The sequence below is a fragment of the Pseudomonas sp. ANT_J12 genome (genome assembly GCF_008370045.1).
Taxonomy (GTDB): Bacteria; Pseudomonadota; Gammaproteobacteria; order Pseudomonadales; family Pseudomonadaceae; genus Aquipseudomonas.
This window is the reverse complement of record NZ_VOBN01000001.1, coordinates 1-13,804: the sequence shown is the minus strand read 5'-3', so window position 1 is coordinate 13,804 and position 13,804 is coordinate 1. Positions and strand designations below refer to the sequence as shown.

11 protein-coding genes are annotated in these 13,804 nt (G+C 61.2%); 6 read left to right on the top strand and 5 right to left on the bottom strand.

Annotated features, from left to right (window positions below):
- Positions 1 to 226: 226 nt before the first annotated feature.
- The gene (locus tag FQ192_RS00055) at positions 227 to 967 is read right to left on the bottom strand and encodes a phosphoadenylyl-sulfate reductase (protein WP_008042297.1); all 741 of its coding nucleotides are present in this window, start codon (positions 965 to 967) and stop codon (positions 227 to 229) included.
- A gap of 173 nt (positions 968 to 1,140) precedes the next feature.
- Between FQ192_RS00055 and thrH the strand changes: the two genes are divergently transcribed.
- Positions 1,141 to 1,758: a bifunctional phosphoserine phosphatase/homoserine phosphotransferase ThrH gene (thrH, locus tag FQ192_RS00050; protein ID WP_123512105.1), complete on the top strand. Its 618-nt coding sequence runs from the start codon at positions 1,141 to 1,143 to the stop codon at positions 1,756 to 1,758.
- A 120-nt stretch (positions 1,759 to 1,878) separates the two neighbouring features.
- Here the strand turns inward: thrH and pabB are convergent, their stop codons facing one another.
- The 4 genes from pabB to FQ192_RS00030 all read right to left on the bottom strand — a co-directional run bounded on the left by pabB (position 1,879) and on the right by FQ192_RS00030 (position 6,527).
- Positions 1,879 to 3,216, bottom strand: coding sequence for an aminodeoxychorismate synthase component I (pabB, locus tag FQ192_RS00045; protein ID WP_149656857.1), 1,338 nt, complete (start codon positions 3,214 to 3,216; stop codon positions 1,879 to 1,881).
- A 249-nt stretch (positions 3,217 to 3,465) separates the two neighbouring features.
- Complete coding sequence (locus FQ192_RS00040) at positions 3,466 to 4,452, bottom strand: alpha-L-glutamate ligase-like protein (RefSeq protein WP_149656856.1); 987 nt, start codon at positions 4,450 to 4,452, stop codon at positions 3,466 to 3,468.
- Positions 4,452 to 5,984, bottom strand: coding sequence for an inactive transglutaminase family protein (locus FQ192_RS00035; protein ID WP_149656855.1), 1,533 nt, complete (start codon positions 5,982 to 5,984; stop codon positions 4,452 to 4,454). The genes FQ192_RS00040 and FQ192_RS00035 overlap by 1 nt, the downstream gene beginning before the upstream one ends.
- Positions 5,985 to 5,990: 6 nt before the next feature.
- A complete protein-coding gene (locus tag FQ192_RS00030; protein WP_149656854.1) occupies positions 5,991 to 6,527 on the bottom strand; it encodes an ATP-dependent zinc protease in 537 nt (178 codons plus the stop codon).
- A gap of 307 nt (positions 6,528 to 6,834) precedes the next feature.
- On the opposite strand from FQ192_RS00030, the gene FQ192_RS00025 reads away from it, so the two are divergent.
- The 5 genes from FQ192_RS00025 to prpF all read left to right on the top strand — a co-directional run bounded on the left by FQ192_RS00025 (position 6,835) and on the right by prpF (position 13,728).
- The gene (locus tag FQ192_RS00025) at positions 6,835 to 7,554 is read left to right on the top strand and encodes a GntR family transcriptional regulator (RefSeq protein ID WP_178117484.1); all 720 of its coding nucleotides are present in this window, start codon (positions 6,835 to 6,837) and stop codon (positions 7,552 to 7,554) included.
- A complete protein-coding gene (gene prpB, locus FQ192_RS00020; RefSeq protein WP_008146328.1) occupies positions 7,551 to 8,441 on the top strand; it encodes a methylisocitrate lyase in 891 nt (296 codons plus the stop codon). The genes FQ192_RS00025 and prpB overlap by 4 nt, the downstream gene beginning before the upstream one ends.
- A gap of 136 nt (positions 8,442 to 8,577) precedes the next feature.
- On the top strand, positions 8,578 to 9,705 hold the full coding sequence (prpC, locus tag FQ192_RS00015) for a 2-methylcitrate synthase (protein ID WP_149656852.1): 1,128 nt from the start codon (positions 8,578 to 8,580) through the stop codon (positions 9,703 to 9,705).
- Between the two features lie 186 nt (positions 9,706 to 9,891).
- Complete coding sequence (acnD, locus tag FQ192_RS00010; protein WP_149656851.1) at positions 9,892 to 12,483, top strand: Fe/S-dependent 2-methylisocitrate dehydratase AcnD; 2,592 nt, start codon at positions 9,892 to 9,894, stop codon at positions 12,481 to 12,483.
- Positions 12,484 to 12,537: 54 nt separating this feature from the next.
- A complete protein-coding gene (gene prpF / locus FQ192_RS00005) occupies positions 12,538 to 13,728 on the top strand; it encodes a 2-methylaconitate cis-trans isomerase PrpF (RefSeq protein ID WP_149656850.1) in 1,191 nt (396 codons plus the stop codon).
- Positions 13,729 to 13,804: the final 76 nt, after the last annotated feature.

Sequence of the window (13,804 nt, the reverse complement as noted above, 5' to 3'; positions counted from 1 at the left end):
TGTTATTAGCTGGCGCTAAGTGGCTGAAATCAAGGCGATATAAATTGACCGATTGAACAGGTATTTATTTTTCAGCAAGGTTTGTGGAAATCGGCGACTGGGGGCGTCAGGAAAGGAGGGTGTAACTTTTTGGGGCGTAGAAATTAAAAGTGCACACATAAATGGCACCTATGGTGACATTCGTGTGTACACATTTGCTCCTGCGGGGGATGGCGCGAGGCCTGGTTCAGGCTTTGGATTTGCTGATGATATTGCCCGCGTGCAGCCCGCATTCTTTCTGCGTCGCTTCTTCCCACCACCAGCGACCTTCACGCTCATGCTGGTTCGGCAGCACAGGTCGGGTGCACGGTTCGCAGCCGATGCTGATGAAGCCGCGCTCATGCAGGCTGTTGTACGGCAGCTCGAGCATGCGGATGTAACCCCAGATCTCTTCGCTGGTCATCTGTGCCAGTGGGTTGAACTTGTACAGGGTGCGCTCGGGAGTGGAGAACGCGGTGTCGATTTCCAGTACGGCAACGGCGCTGCGCGTGCCCGGGCTCTGGTCCCGGCGCTGGCCGGTGGCCCAGGCGGTGACCCCGGACAACTTGCGACGCAGCGGCTCGATCTTGCGGATGCCGCAGCATTCGCCATGGCCGTCCTTGTAGAAACTGAACAGGCCTTTTTCCTTCACGAACGGTTCCAGTTTCGTGTAGTCCGGCGACACCAGTTCGATGTCGATCTTGTAGTGCTCGCGCACCTGATCGATGAAGCGGTAGGTCTCGGGGTGCAAGCGGCCGGTGTCGAGGCTGAACACTTTGACGTTCTTGTTCAGCTTCCAGGCCATGTCCACCAGCACCACATCCTCGGCACCGCTGAAAGATATCCACAGGTCATCGCCAAACTCGGCGAACGCGAGTTTCAGGATGTCCTGGGCGGATTTGTTGGCATAGGTCGTGGCGAGTTCCACGACATCGAACGATGGGCTCATCAGGGCGGCTTCCTACAGGTCGGTGGCGCTGGGCGCTCTATATGGCGTCGATGGTAACAAAATCCCACAGCCCTTGGCGCGCCCTCTGCGTTGCGCGGGCTGGCCCGAGTCGCTAGAGTTCGGCAGTCCTTTTGCTCGCTCGACTCAATAATCAATACAAATGGGAGTGTCTTGTGGAAATTGCCTGTCTGGATCTTGAAGGTGTGCTGGTCCCGGAAATCTGGATCGCCTTCGCCGAAAAAACCGGGATCGAATCCCTTCGGGCCACCACCCGGGACATTCCCGACTACGACGTGCTGATGAAGCAGCGCCTGCGCATTCTCGACGAGCATGGCCTGAAGCTCTCGGACATCCAGGAAGTGATCGCCACGCTGCAACCGCTGGACGGCGCCATTGAGTTCGTCAACTGGCTGCGCGAGCGCTTCCAGGTGGTGATCCTGTCGGACACGTTCTACGAGTTTTCCCAGCCGCTGATGCGCCAACTGGGCTTCCCGACCTTGCTCTGCCACCGCCTGATTACCGACGATGCCGGGCGGGTGACGAGCTATCAATTACGTCAGAAAGATCCCAAGCGTCAGTCGGTACTGGCCTTCAAGAGCCTTTATTACCGGGTGATTGCGGCAGGGGATTCGTATAACGACACGACGATGCTGGGCGAGGCCGATGCCGGGATTCTGTTCCATGCGCCGGACAATGTGATTCGCGAGTTTCCGCAGTTCCCGGCGGTGCACAGCTTTGCGGATTTGAAGCAGGAATTTATCAAAGCCTCGAACCGGGCCCTGACTTTGTAAACCCAATCCTGTTAGTGATCGTTCCCACGCTCTGCGTGGGAATGCAGCCCGGGACGCTCTGCGTCCCAAAGCGGACGCGGAGTGTCCATTGAGGCATTCCCACGCGGAGCGTGGGAACGATCAAAGGCCCTGAAGGGTATCGAGCAACACCTTCACCTTGGTGATCGATTCCTGATACTCGGCCTGCCACTCTGAATCCGCAACAATCCCGCCCCCACCCCAGCAACACACCTGCCCATCCTTGACCAACAAACTGCGAATGGCGATGGAACTGTCCATCTCACCGCGCACGTCCAGGTACACCAACGATCCGCAGTACAACCCACGACGGGTCGGCTCCAGTTCATCAATGATCTGCATCGCGCGAATTTTCGGCGCGCCGGTAATCGAACCGCCGGGGAAGCTGCCGGCAATCAGGTCCAAGGCGTCCTTGTCGTCCGCCAGTTCGCCGGTGACGCTGCTCACCAGGTGATGCACGTTCGGATAGCTTTCCAGGCTGAACAACTCCGGCACCCGCACCGAGCCGATACGGCAGGTGCGACCGAGGTCGTTGCGCAGCAGGTCGACGATCATCAGGTTTTCCGCGCGGTCCTTGGGGCTGGCCAGCAGTTCGGCGGCGTTCGCCGCGTCTTCGGCTGGGGTCAGGCCGCGGGGGCGGGTGCCCTTGATCGGACGGGTTTCCACCTGGCGCTCGCTGACTTTGACGAAGCGCTCCGGCGACAGGCTCAGGACTGCGCCGCCATCGGGCAGGCTCTGGAACCCGGAAAACGGCGTCGGGCAGGCGGCTCGCAGGGCGCAATAGGCGGCCCATGGGTCGCCTTCGCATTGCGCGCGAAAGCGCTGGGCGAAGTTGACCTGATAGCAGTCGCCGGCCTGGATGTACTCCTGAATTCGCTCAAGGGCCTGGCGATACTGGTCGGCGCTGAGATCGGCGCTCATCGGCGCTTTCAGCTTGAACGGCTCGACGGGTGCAGCCGCAGGTTGAGTAAACAGTGCGATCAAGCGTTGCCGCTCACTGTCCGCCAGCGTCGGGTGAAACACCAGCTGACTGGTCAAGCGCTGGTGATCGCTGATCAACGCCCAGTCATACACACCGAAACGTGCATCAGGCAAATGCAGATCGTCTTGGGCCTGGTGCGGCAGGTGCTCCAGATGACGGCCGAAGTCGTAGCTCAGGTAACCGATCAAACCGCCGGCGAAGGGCAGTTCATTCGGGACGGACGCTTCGCCCAGTTGTGTCAGATTGTCCCGCAGACGTTGCAGGAAATCGGCACCGCTCTCCTGTGGCAGCACGGCCAGTTGCTCCAGCGGCCAGGCGCTGAGCACATCAAAGCGCCCGCGATCGGCCGTCGGTCGGCCACTGTCGAGCAGCACGGCACCGGGGGCATGACGGATCGCCGCGAAGTACTCGGCGGGGTTGGCGCGATAGGGGAGCGGGTGTACGGAACAGGTCAACATGGGCGGTGCGGATCAGCCATCGTGGCGGGGTGGCGATTGTAGTCCTCTGCAGGACTTGCTCCTAGAGGGGATGTCGGGGATTGGCAGGTGGGTGGCCGCTGGCAAGAGACCTGTGGCGAGGGGGCTTGCCCCCGTTCGGCTGCGCAGCAGTCGTAAAATCGGCTGATGCGGTCTGCCTGACACTATCGAGATGAATGGTTTTGGGGCCGCTTCGCAGCCCAACGGGGGCAAGCCCCCTCGCCACAGCGGCTAGCCCTCAACCGGCGGAATATGCCCAAACATCTCCTGCACAAACTCCACCCGCTGCTGCACGGTCTCGACAATCCCGCGGGCCTTGAGTTCTTCCAGCCGCGCCTCGACCGCATGGGTGCGCAACGTCAGCCCACAATCATTGGCAATCTGGATGTTCAACCCCGGCCGGGCATTCAGCTCAAGAATCAGCGGCCCTTTCTCCTGGTCGAGCACCATGTCCACGCCGATGTAACCCAGCCCGCACAACTCATAGCAGCCGGCGGCGAGTTTCATGAAACCGTCCCAGTAGGGCAGTTGCACGCCATCCACGGCGTTGGTGGTGTCCGGGTGTTTGGTGATGATGTTGTTCAGCCAGGTGCCGCGCAGGGTCAGGCCGGTGGCCAAGTCCACACCGACGCCGATGGCGCCCTGGTGCAGGTTGGCCTTGCCGCCGGACTGACGGGTCGGCAAGCGCAGCATGGCCATCACCGGGTAGCCCATCAACACGATGATGCGGATGTCCGGCACGCCTTCGTAGCTGATGCTCTTGAAGATCTGGTCCGGGGTCACGCGGTATTCGATCAGCGCCCGGTCACGGTGGCCGCCGAGGGAATACAGGCCGGTGAGGATGCTGGAGATATGGTGCTCGAGTTCCTCATGGCTGAGGATCTTGCCGGACACCGTGCGATAGCGACCCTCGAAACGGTCGGCCACCACAATAATGCCGTCACCGCCCGCGCCCTGGGCCGGCTTGATTACGAAGTCGCTGCGCCCGCCAATGATCTTGTCGAGGTTGTCGATTTCTTTCTCGGTGGAGATGATCCCGTACAGCTCCGGCACGTTGATGCCGGCGGCCAGCGCGCGCTCCTTGGTGATGATCTTGTCATCGACAATCGGGTACAGGCTGCGCTTGTTGTACTTGAGCACGTAGTCCGCGTTACGCCGATTGATCCCCATGATGCCCCGGGCTTCCAGGGCCTTCCAGGTCTTCCAGAAACCGAACATTACGAGTCAGCCTTGAGGAACGCTTTGAAGCGAATCAGCTCGGTCAAACGGTAGCCGCGATAGCGACCCATGGCCAGCATGAAGCCCACCAGGATCAACAGGATCGCCGGGAAGGTGAACACGAAGTACACCAACTCCGGCACGCTCATGATCAGGTGCGCCAGGGACGCGGCGAACAGCGTACCGATCGCCACCTTCATGGCATGGCCGGCACCGCGTTCTTCCCAGGTGATCGACAGGCGTTCGATGGTCATGGTCAGAATCACCATCGGGAACAGCGCCACCGACAACCCGCGCTCCAGGCCGAGTTTGTGGCTGAACAGGCTGATCGCCGCGATCAGCACCACGACAAAGGTCAGCACCACCGACAGCCTCGGCAGCATTTGCAGCTTCAAGTGCTCCAGATAGGAACGCAGCGACAGCCCCAGCGCCGTGATGATCGTAAACAGCACAATCCCGAAGCCCAACTGCGTCTCGCGGAAGGCCAGGGCGATCAGCACTGGCGTGAAGGTGCCGAGGGTCTGCAGGCCGATCAGGTTGCGCAGGATCAGGATCACCAGCACGCCAATCGGGATCATCACCATGATCATGAAGGTCTGCTGGGTTTGCAGCGGCAGGCCGTACAGCGAGTATTCGAGGAAGTTGGCGTCGGTGTTTTCGTCGGTCAGCTTGGCCAGGCGAATGGCGTTCATTTCGCTGTTGTTCAGGCTGAACGTCACGTTGGCTTTCTTGCCGCCATCGACGGTGATCAGGTTTTCATCGCCGGTCCACCACAGCAGGCGGTCTGTCGGCATGCCTTGTTCACCGGTTTCCGGGTTGAAGTACAGCCAGTCGGTGCCGTTGAAACTGCGCAGCCAGAGTTCAGGGACTTGCGGTTGGTCGGCCACCAGACGGACGGTGTGGACCTTCTCCACCGGCACGTGGGCAATGGACAGCACCAGTTCGACGATCCGGGCTTTGTTCGCAGTCGACGGATCGCCGCCGAGCAACAGCTTCACGTTGTCGTCGTTGAGATTGTTGACGCGCTTGATCGCTTCGCCGACGAAGGTTTCGACGTCGGCCGAGTGTTGGCGGATCGGGGCGAGCAGGGCTTCGGCGGCGACTTTCTCCGCGCCTTCGACGGCGATGCTGTCGCGGAAGGTCGGGCCTTTGATCTTGGATTTTTCGCCGCTGTAGCGCTTGGTCAGCACCAGACGGTAATACAGGGTCTGGTTGCCCTTGGCGCGACGGGCCGACCAGGTGACCTTGCGGTTGCCGTCGACGCGGTTCACCGCCACGCCGTAGTTATTGGAAATGAAGCTTTCGTTCAGGCTCACATAGTCGCGGCTCAGGGGCGGCACGAACATCTGGATCTTGACCGGGTCCTTGGCACTGGCGACGAACTCGACCTTGGCGTCGATGTTCCACAAGTCGTCCGTGGCGTCCTCGGTCACGGGGATGCCGAGCACGAAGATCTGGTAGGCCGTAACTGAAATGCCCAGCACCACCAGGATGGCGATGAGGATTTTCAGGTGGAGGTTAAGAGAGCGCATTCGGAATTACTCTGCGGTATGAGCGTCGGTGGCGCAGGCGGGTTTGCCAGCAGCGTATTTAAGACTGGGGTCGACCAGCGCATCGAAGCGTTTGAGCGCCTCGGAGCCGATCAGGAGCGGGTATTGGAAGGCGCTGCGGTCGGTGAGGTTCACTTCGATGCTGCGCAACGCCGTGCCCATGCAGATATCCAGCTCGATCACCGGGCGGGCCGTGTATTTCTTGCCTTCTTCCGGGTCGTAGTCACCGGCTCGGCGCTTGATCTTGCTGACCCGAGCCAGCGGTCGTTCGATCGGGTGCGAATGCGCGGCGTCGATCGCCAGGTAGAAGCGCACCCAGGATTCGCCATTGCGTTTGAAGCGCTTGATGTCCCGTGCACTTAAGGAAGCGGTTTTCGCCCCGGTGTCGAGTTTGGCGGCGACTTCCAGGTCAATGCCATTCAGCGAGGCGTACTCGTTGAGGCCGTACACGGTCTTTTCCCCCGCGGCGGCGACGCCGGGCAGGAACAGGAAATAAAGGAATGTGGAAAAGGGCTTGAGTCTCATAAATCCTGGGTGCGCAGCGGTCCGTACTTCGGTTCAAGGCCCTGGCATCACTGCGCAAGCTCCCTCGTATGCCTATCAGCTATTTATGACAAGCCATGCAGATGCAGATGACAAGCAAATGCGGGCGGCATTCTAGCACGGTGGTTTTATGGCGCCACCGCTGGCAGGAGGCTATAAACCGTGGGCCTGCTTCGTTATGGTGCAAGCGGTTATTAGACGATTGTCGACAATACCTATTTATCCTTTGACTCTGAGGGCTGTATTCGCTAGTTTTTGCCGCATTGGCTCATAAGGTGTCGACAATATGCTGGATCAACTCGATCCCCCGGTGATCACGCAGGACGATTCGGAAACGCTTTCCGAGAATGTCTTCCGGCGCATCCAGGCGGCCATCGTCAAAGGCGAGATCGCCCCGGGCAGCAAGATTTCCGAGCCGGAGCTGGCACGCACCTACGGCATCAGCCGCGGGCCGTTGCGCGAAGCGATCCATCGCCTGGAAGGCCAGCGCCTGTTGGTGCGCATACCGCACGTCGGTGCGCGGGTGGTTTCACTGAGCCACGCCGAGTTGCTGGAACTCTACGAAATCCGCGAATCCCTGGAAGGCATGGCCTGTCGCCTGGCCGCCGAGCGCATGACCGTCGAAGAAATCGACGAACTGCGCCGGGTTCTCGAAACCCACGAACGGGACGCGGCGTTCCAGGCCGGTGTCGGCTACTACCAGCAGGAAGGCGATTTCGACTTTCATTACCGGATCATCCAGGGCAGCGGCAACCGCACCCTGACCCAGATGCTCTGCGGCGAGCTGTATCAATTGGTGCGCATGTACCGCATCCAGTTTTCCACCACACCCAATCGCCCGCGCCAGGCCTTTGCCGAGCACCACCGGATTCTCGACGCCATCGCCGACCGTGACGGTGAGCTGGCCGAGTTGTTGATGCGCCGCCACATCGGCGCCTCCAAACGCAATATCGCCCGTCACTACCAGGACGGCGCCAATAAGACAGCCACTGAACGAGGTGAGTCATGAGTTCGAACAAGAGCACTCCAGGCCAGCGTTTCCGCGATGCGGTCGCCAGCGAACATCCGCTGCAAGTGGTCGGCGCGATCAACGCCAACCACGCGCTGCTGGCCAAGCGCGCCGGTTTCAAGGCGATTTACCTGTCGGGTGGCGGGGTGGCTGCCGGCTCCCTCGGTGTGCCGGATCTGGGCATCACCGGTCTGGATGACGTGCTGACCGATGTGCGCCGCATCACCGACGTTTGCGACCTGCCGCTGCTGGTGGACGTGGACACCGGTTTCGGTTCCTCGGCGTTCAACGTGGCGCGCACCGTCAAGTCGATGATCAAGTTCGGCGCGGCGGCGATTCACATCGAAGACCAGGTCGGCGCCAAGCGCTGCGGTCACCGCCCGAATAAAGAAATCGTGTCGTTGCAGGAAATGGTCGACCGCATCAAAGCCGCCGTCGATGCCCGCACCGACGACAGCTTCGTGATCATGGCCCGCACCGACGCCCTGGCCGTGGAAGGCCTGGAATCCGCGCTGGATCGCGCCGCCGCGTGCATCGAGGCTGGCGCCGACATGATCTTCCCGGAAGCCATCACCGAACTGGACATGTACAAGCTGTTCGCCAGTCGCGTGAAAGCGCCGATCCTGGCCAATATCACCGAATTCGGCGCGACGCCGCTGTACACCACCGAGCAACTCGCCGCTGCCGACGTGTCGCTGGTGCTATACCCATTGTCGGCGTTCCGCGCGATGAACAAGGCAGCGGAAAACGTCTACACCGCGATCCGCCGCGACGGCACGCAACAGAACGTGATCGACACCATGCAAACCCGCATGGAGCTTTACGATCGCATCGACTACCACACCTTCGAGCAGAAGCTCGATGCGTTGTTTGCCGCCAAAAAGTAACGATGACCCCCGTAGGAGCAAAGCTGGCTCGCGAAAACTGACTGACCTTCAACATTGATGTCGTCTGACACACCGCTTTCGCGAGCAAGCTTCGCTCCTACAAGTTTCCCTAAAAATTTCAAGATTGGAGACAGCAATGGCCGAAGCAAAAGTACTCAGTGGCGCCGGGCTCCGTGGCCAGGTTGCCGGGCAAACCGCACTGTCCACCGTGGGCCAGTCGGGCGCCGGCCTGACTTATCGTGGCTACGACGTTCGCGAACTGGCGGCTGACGCACAATTCGAAGAAGTCGCCTACCTGCTGCTGTACGGCGAACTGCCGACCAAAACCCAACTCACCGCTTACATCAGCAAACTGAGCAAGCTGCGCGACCTGCCGCAAGCCCTGAAGGAAGTGCTGGAACGCATCCCCGCCGACGCCCACCCGATGGACGTGATGCGCACCGGTTGCTCGTTCCTGGGCAACATCGAGCCGGAGAAAGACTTCTCCGAGCAACACGACGTGACTGACCGTTTGCTCGCCGCGTTCCCGGCGATCATGTGCTACTGGTATCGCTTCAGCCACGACGGCAAACGCATCAATTGCGTGAGCGACGAACAGACAATTGGCGGCCACTTCCTGCACTTGCTGCACGACAAGAAGCCGAGCGAGCTGCACGTCAAAGTGATGAACGTGTCGCTGATCCTCTATGCGGAACACGAGTTCAATGCTTCGACCTTCACCGCCCGAGTTTGCGCGTCGACCCTGTCGGACATGTTCTCCTGCATCACCGCCGCCATCGGCTCCCTGCGCGGCCCGCTGCACGGCGGCGCCAACGAAGCGGCGATGGAAATGATCGAGCGCTTCAAATCGCCGCAAGAGGCGATCGAAGGCACCCTCGGTATGCTCGCGCGCAAGGACAAGATCATGGGCTTCGGCCACGCGATCTATAAGGACAACGATCCACGCAACGAGGTGATCAAGGCCTGGTCGAAAAAGCTTGCGGACGAAGTGGGTGACACCGTGTTGTTCCCGGTCTCCGAAGCCATCGACAAGACCATGTGGGAGCAGAAGAAACTGTTCCCGAACGCCGATTTCTACCACGCGTCGACGTACCACTTCATGGGCATCCCGACCAAATTGTTCACGCCGATTTTCGTCTGCTCGCGCCTGACCGGCTGGGCGGCGCATGTGTTTGAACAACGTGCCAACAACCGCATCATCCGCCCGAGCGCCGAGTACGTCGGCGTCGAACAGCGCAAGTTCGTGCCAATCGAACAACGCTGATGGGGGGAGGGCCGACGTGAACGCCGATACCCCTGTAGGAGCGAAGCTTGCTCGCGAAGACGGACCGACATTCAACATTGATGTCGGCAGATAGACCGCTTTCGCGAGCAAGCTTCGCTCCTACAGGGCGCACGGATTCAGATCGGCCCCACCCTTTTGCACTTACCGTGACCGAGTCCCGACCTGATGAACACAGAATTCCGCAAACCGCTGCCCGGCAGCCATCTGGATTACTTCGACGTCCGTGCGGCGGTCGAAGCGATCCAGCCTGGCGCCTATGACACCCTGCCGTACACCTCCCGCGTACTGGCGGAAAACCTGGTGCGTCGCTGTGACCCGGCCACGCTCACCGATTCCCTGAAGCAATTCATCGAACGCAAGCGCGACCTCGACTTCCCGTGGTTCCCGGCCCGTGTCGTGTGCCATGACATTCTCGGCCAGACCGCCCTGGTCGACCTCGCCGGCCTGCGCGATGCGATCGCCCTGCAAGGTGGCGACCCGGCGCAAGTCAACCCGGTGGTGCCGACGCAATTGATCGTTGACCACTCCCTGGCCGTCGAGCGTGGTGGTTTCGATCCGGAGGCGTTCGAGAAGAACCGCGCCATCGAAGACCGGCGCAATGAAGACCGTTTTCACTTCATCAACTGGACCAAGAAGGCGTTCAAAAACGTCGACGTGATCCCGCCAGGCAACGGGATCATGCACCAGATCAACCTGGAGAAAATGTCTCCGGTGATCCAGGTGCGTGACGGCGTAGCGTTCCCGGATACCTGCGTCGGCACCGACAGCCACACCCCGCACGTCGATGCCCTGGGCGTGATCGCGATCGGCGTTGGCGGTCTTGAAGCTGAGAGCGTGATGCTCGGCCGCGCCTCGTGGATGCGCCTGCCGGAAAGCGTCGGTGTCGAACTGACCGGCAAGCTGCAACCGGGCATCACCGCCACCGACATGGTGCTGGCGCTGACCGAGTTCCTGCGTAAACAGAAAGTTGTCGGCGCATGGCTGGAGTTCTTCGGCGAAGGTGCCTCGGCGCTGACCCTCGGCGACCGCGCGACCATTTCCAACATGGCCCCGGAATACGGCGCCACCGCCGCGATGTTCTACATCGACCAGCAGACCATCGACTACCTCAAACTCACCGGTCGCGAAGACGAGCAGGTGCAGTTGGTCGAGAACTACGCCAAGACCACTGGCCTGTGGGCTGACAGCCTGAAAAATGCGCAATACGAGCGTGGCTTGAGCTTCGACCTGTCCACGGTAGTGCGCAACATGGCCGGCCCGAGCAATCCGCACGCGCGCGTTGCGACCTCGGATTTGGCTGCCCAAGGCATCTCCGGCCAGTGGACCGAAGTGCCTGGCCAGATGCCGGACGGCGCAGTGATCATCGCCGCCATCACCAGTTGCACCAACACCAGCAACCCGCGCAACGTCATCGCCGCCGGCCTGCTGGCGCGCAATGCCAACAAGCTCGGGCTGACCCGCAAGCCGTGGGTCAAATCGTCCCTGGCGCCGGGTTCGAAAACCGTGGCGCTGTACCTGGACGAAGCCGGGCTGACCACTGAGCTGGAGCAACTCGGTTTTGGCATCGTTGCGTTTGCCTGCACCACCTGCAACGGCATGTCCGGCGCGCTCGATCCGGTGATCCAGCAAGAGATCATCGACCGCGACCTGTACGCCACTGCCGTGCTCTCGGGCAACCGCAACTTCGACGGGCGGATTCACCCGTACGCCAAGAATGCGTTCCTGGCTTCGCCGCCCTTGGTGGTGGCTTATGCCATCGCCGGCACCATCCGTTTCGACATCGAAAAAGATGTGCTGGGCGTGGTCGATGGCAAGGAAACTCGCCTCAAAGACATCTGGCCGAGCGACGAAGAAATCGACGCCGTGGTGAAAGCCTCGGTCAAGCCCGAGCAGTTCCGCCAGGTCTACATCCCGATGTTCGCCATCCACGAAGACACCGGCCCGAAAGTCACGCCGCTGTACGACTGGCGCGAGATGAGCACCTACATCCGCCGTCCGCCGTACTGGGAAGGCGCGCTGGCCGGGGCACGACCGCTCAAGGGCATGCGCCCGCTGGCGGTGCTGCCGGACAACATCACCACCGATCACCTGTCGCCCTCGAACGCGATCATGCTCGACAGCGCCGCCGGTGAATACCTGGCGAAAATGGGCTTGCCGGAAGAAGACTTCAACTCCTACGCGACCCACCGTGGCGACCACTTGACCGCCCAGCGCGCGACCTTCGCCAACCCGAAACTGTTCAATGAAATGGTTACGGAAAACGGCAAGGTCAAGCAGGGCTCTTTGGCGCGGGTCGAGCCGGAAGGCCAGGTCATGCGCATGTGGGAAGCCATCGAAACCTACATGGAACGCAAGCAGCCGTTGATCATCATTGCCGGCGCCGACTACGGTCAGGGTTCGTCCCGTGACTGGGCGGCGAAGGGCGTGCGCCTGGCCGGTGTGGAGGCGATTGCCGCTGAAGGTTTCGAGCGCATTCACCGCACCAACCTGGTGGGCATGGGCGTGTTGCCGCTGGAGTTCTTGCCGGGCACTGACCGTCACACCTTGGGCATCGACGGCAGCGAAACCTACGACGTGATTGGCGACCGCACGCCGCGTGCGCAGCTGACGTTGGTGATCAATCGTCTGAATGGCGAGCGCGTTGAAGTGCCGGTGACTTGCCGACTCGACACCGCTGAAGAAGTCTCGATTTATGAGGCGGGCGGCGTGTTGCAGCGTTTTGCCCAGGACTTCCTTGAATCGGCGGTCGTCGTTTAAAAATGCAAAGTCACGGGGGACTTCAGGTCCCCCGTTGGCCAATAGAGGAATGACATGGCTCACGTACCTCAGATCAAAATCCCCGCCACCTACATGCGCGGCGGCACCAGCAAAGGCGTGTTCTTCAGCCTCAAGGACCTGCCCGAAGCGGCCCAGATTCCCGGCCCCGCTCGCGACGCCTTGTTGCTGCGGGTAATCGGCAGCCCCGACCCCTACGACAAGCAAATCGACGGCATGGGCGGCGCCACGTCCAGCACCAGCAAAACCGTGATCCTGTCGAAAAGCATCAAGGCTGATCACGACGTTGATTACCTGTTCGGCCAGGTCTCCATCGACAAGCCGTTCGTGGACTGGAGCGGCAACTGCGGCAACCTGTCGGCGGCGGTCGGTTCGTTCGCCATCAGCAACGGTCTGGTGGACGCCAGCCGCATCCCGCACAACGGCGTGGCCATCGTTCGGGTGTGGCAGGCCAACATCGGCAAGACCATCATCGCCCACGTGCCGATCACCAACGGCGAAGTGCAGGAAACCGGTGATTTCGAACTCGACGGCGTGACCTTTCCGGCCGCCGAAGTACAGGTCGAATTCATGGACCCGGCGGCGGAAGAAGAGGGCGGTGGTGGTTCGATGTTTCCCACCGGCAACCTGGTGGACGACCTCGAAGTGCCCGGTATCGGCACCTTCAAGGCGACCATGATCAACGCCGGCATCCCGACGATTTTTATCAACGCCGAAGACCTCGGCTACAAAGGCACCGAGCTGCAAGGCGCGATCAACGGCGACCCGAAAGCCCTGGCGATGTTCGAAACCATCCGTGCCTACGGCGCGCTGCGCATGGGCCTGATCAAGGACCTGGACGAAGCCGCCAAGCGCCAGCACACGCCGAAAGTGGCGTTCGTGGCCAAGCCTGCGGACTATGTTGCATCGAGCGGCAAGGCGATTGCGGCGGGGGATGTCGACCTGCTGGTGCGGGCGCTGTCCATGGGCAAATTGCACCACGCGATGATGGGCACGGCGGCCGTAGCCATCGGCACCGCGGCGGCGATTTCCGGGACGCTGGTGAACCTCGCAGCGGGTGGTGTCGAGCGTAACGCGGTGCGTTTCGGGCATCCGTCCGGGACGTTGCGGGTCGGCGCTGAAGCCAGCCTGGAACACGGCGAATGGGTCGTGAAAAAAGCCATCATGAGCCGCAGTGCGCGGGTGTTGATGGAAGGCTTCGTCCGCGTGCCGGGTGATTCCTTCTGACTGACACCTACCCCCTGTAGGAGCCAGGCTTGCCGGCGAAGGCGATCTTGAGGACGCCTTCGCCGGCAAGCCTGGC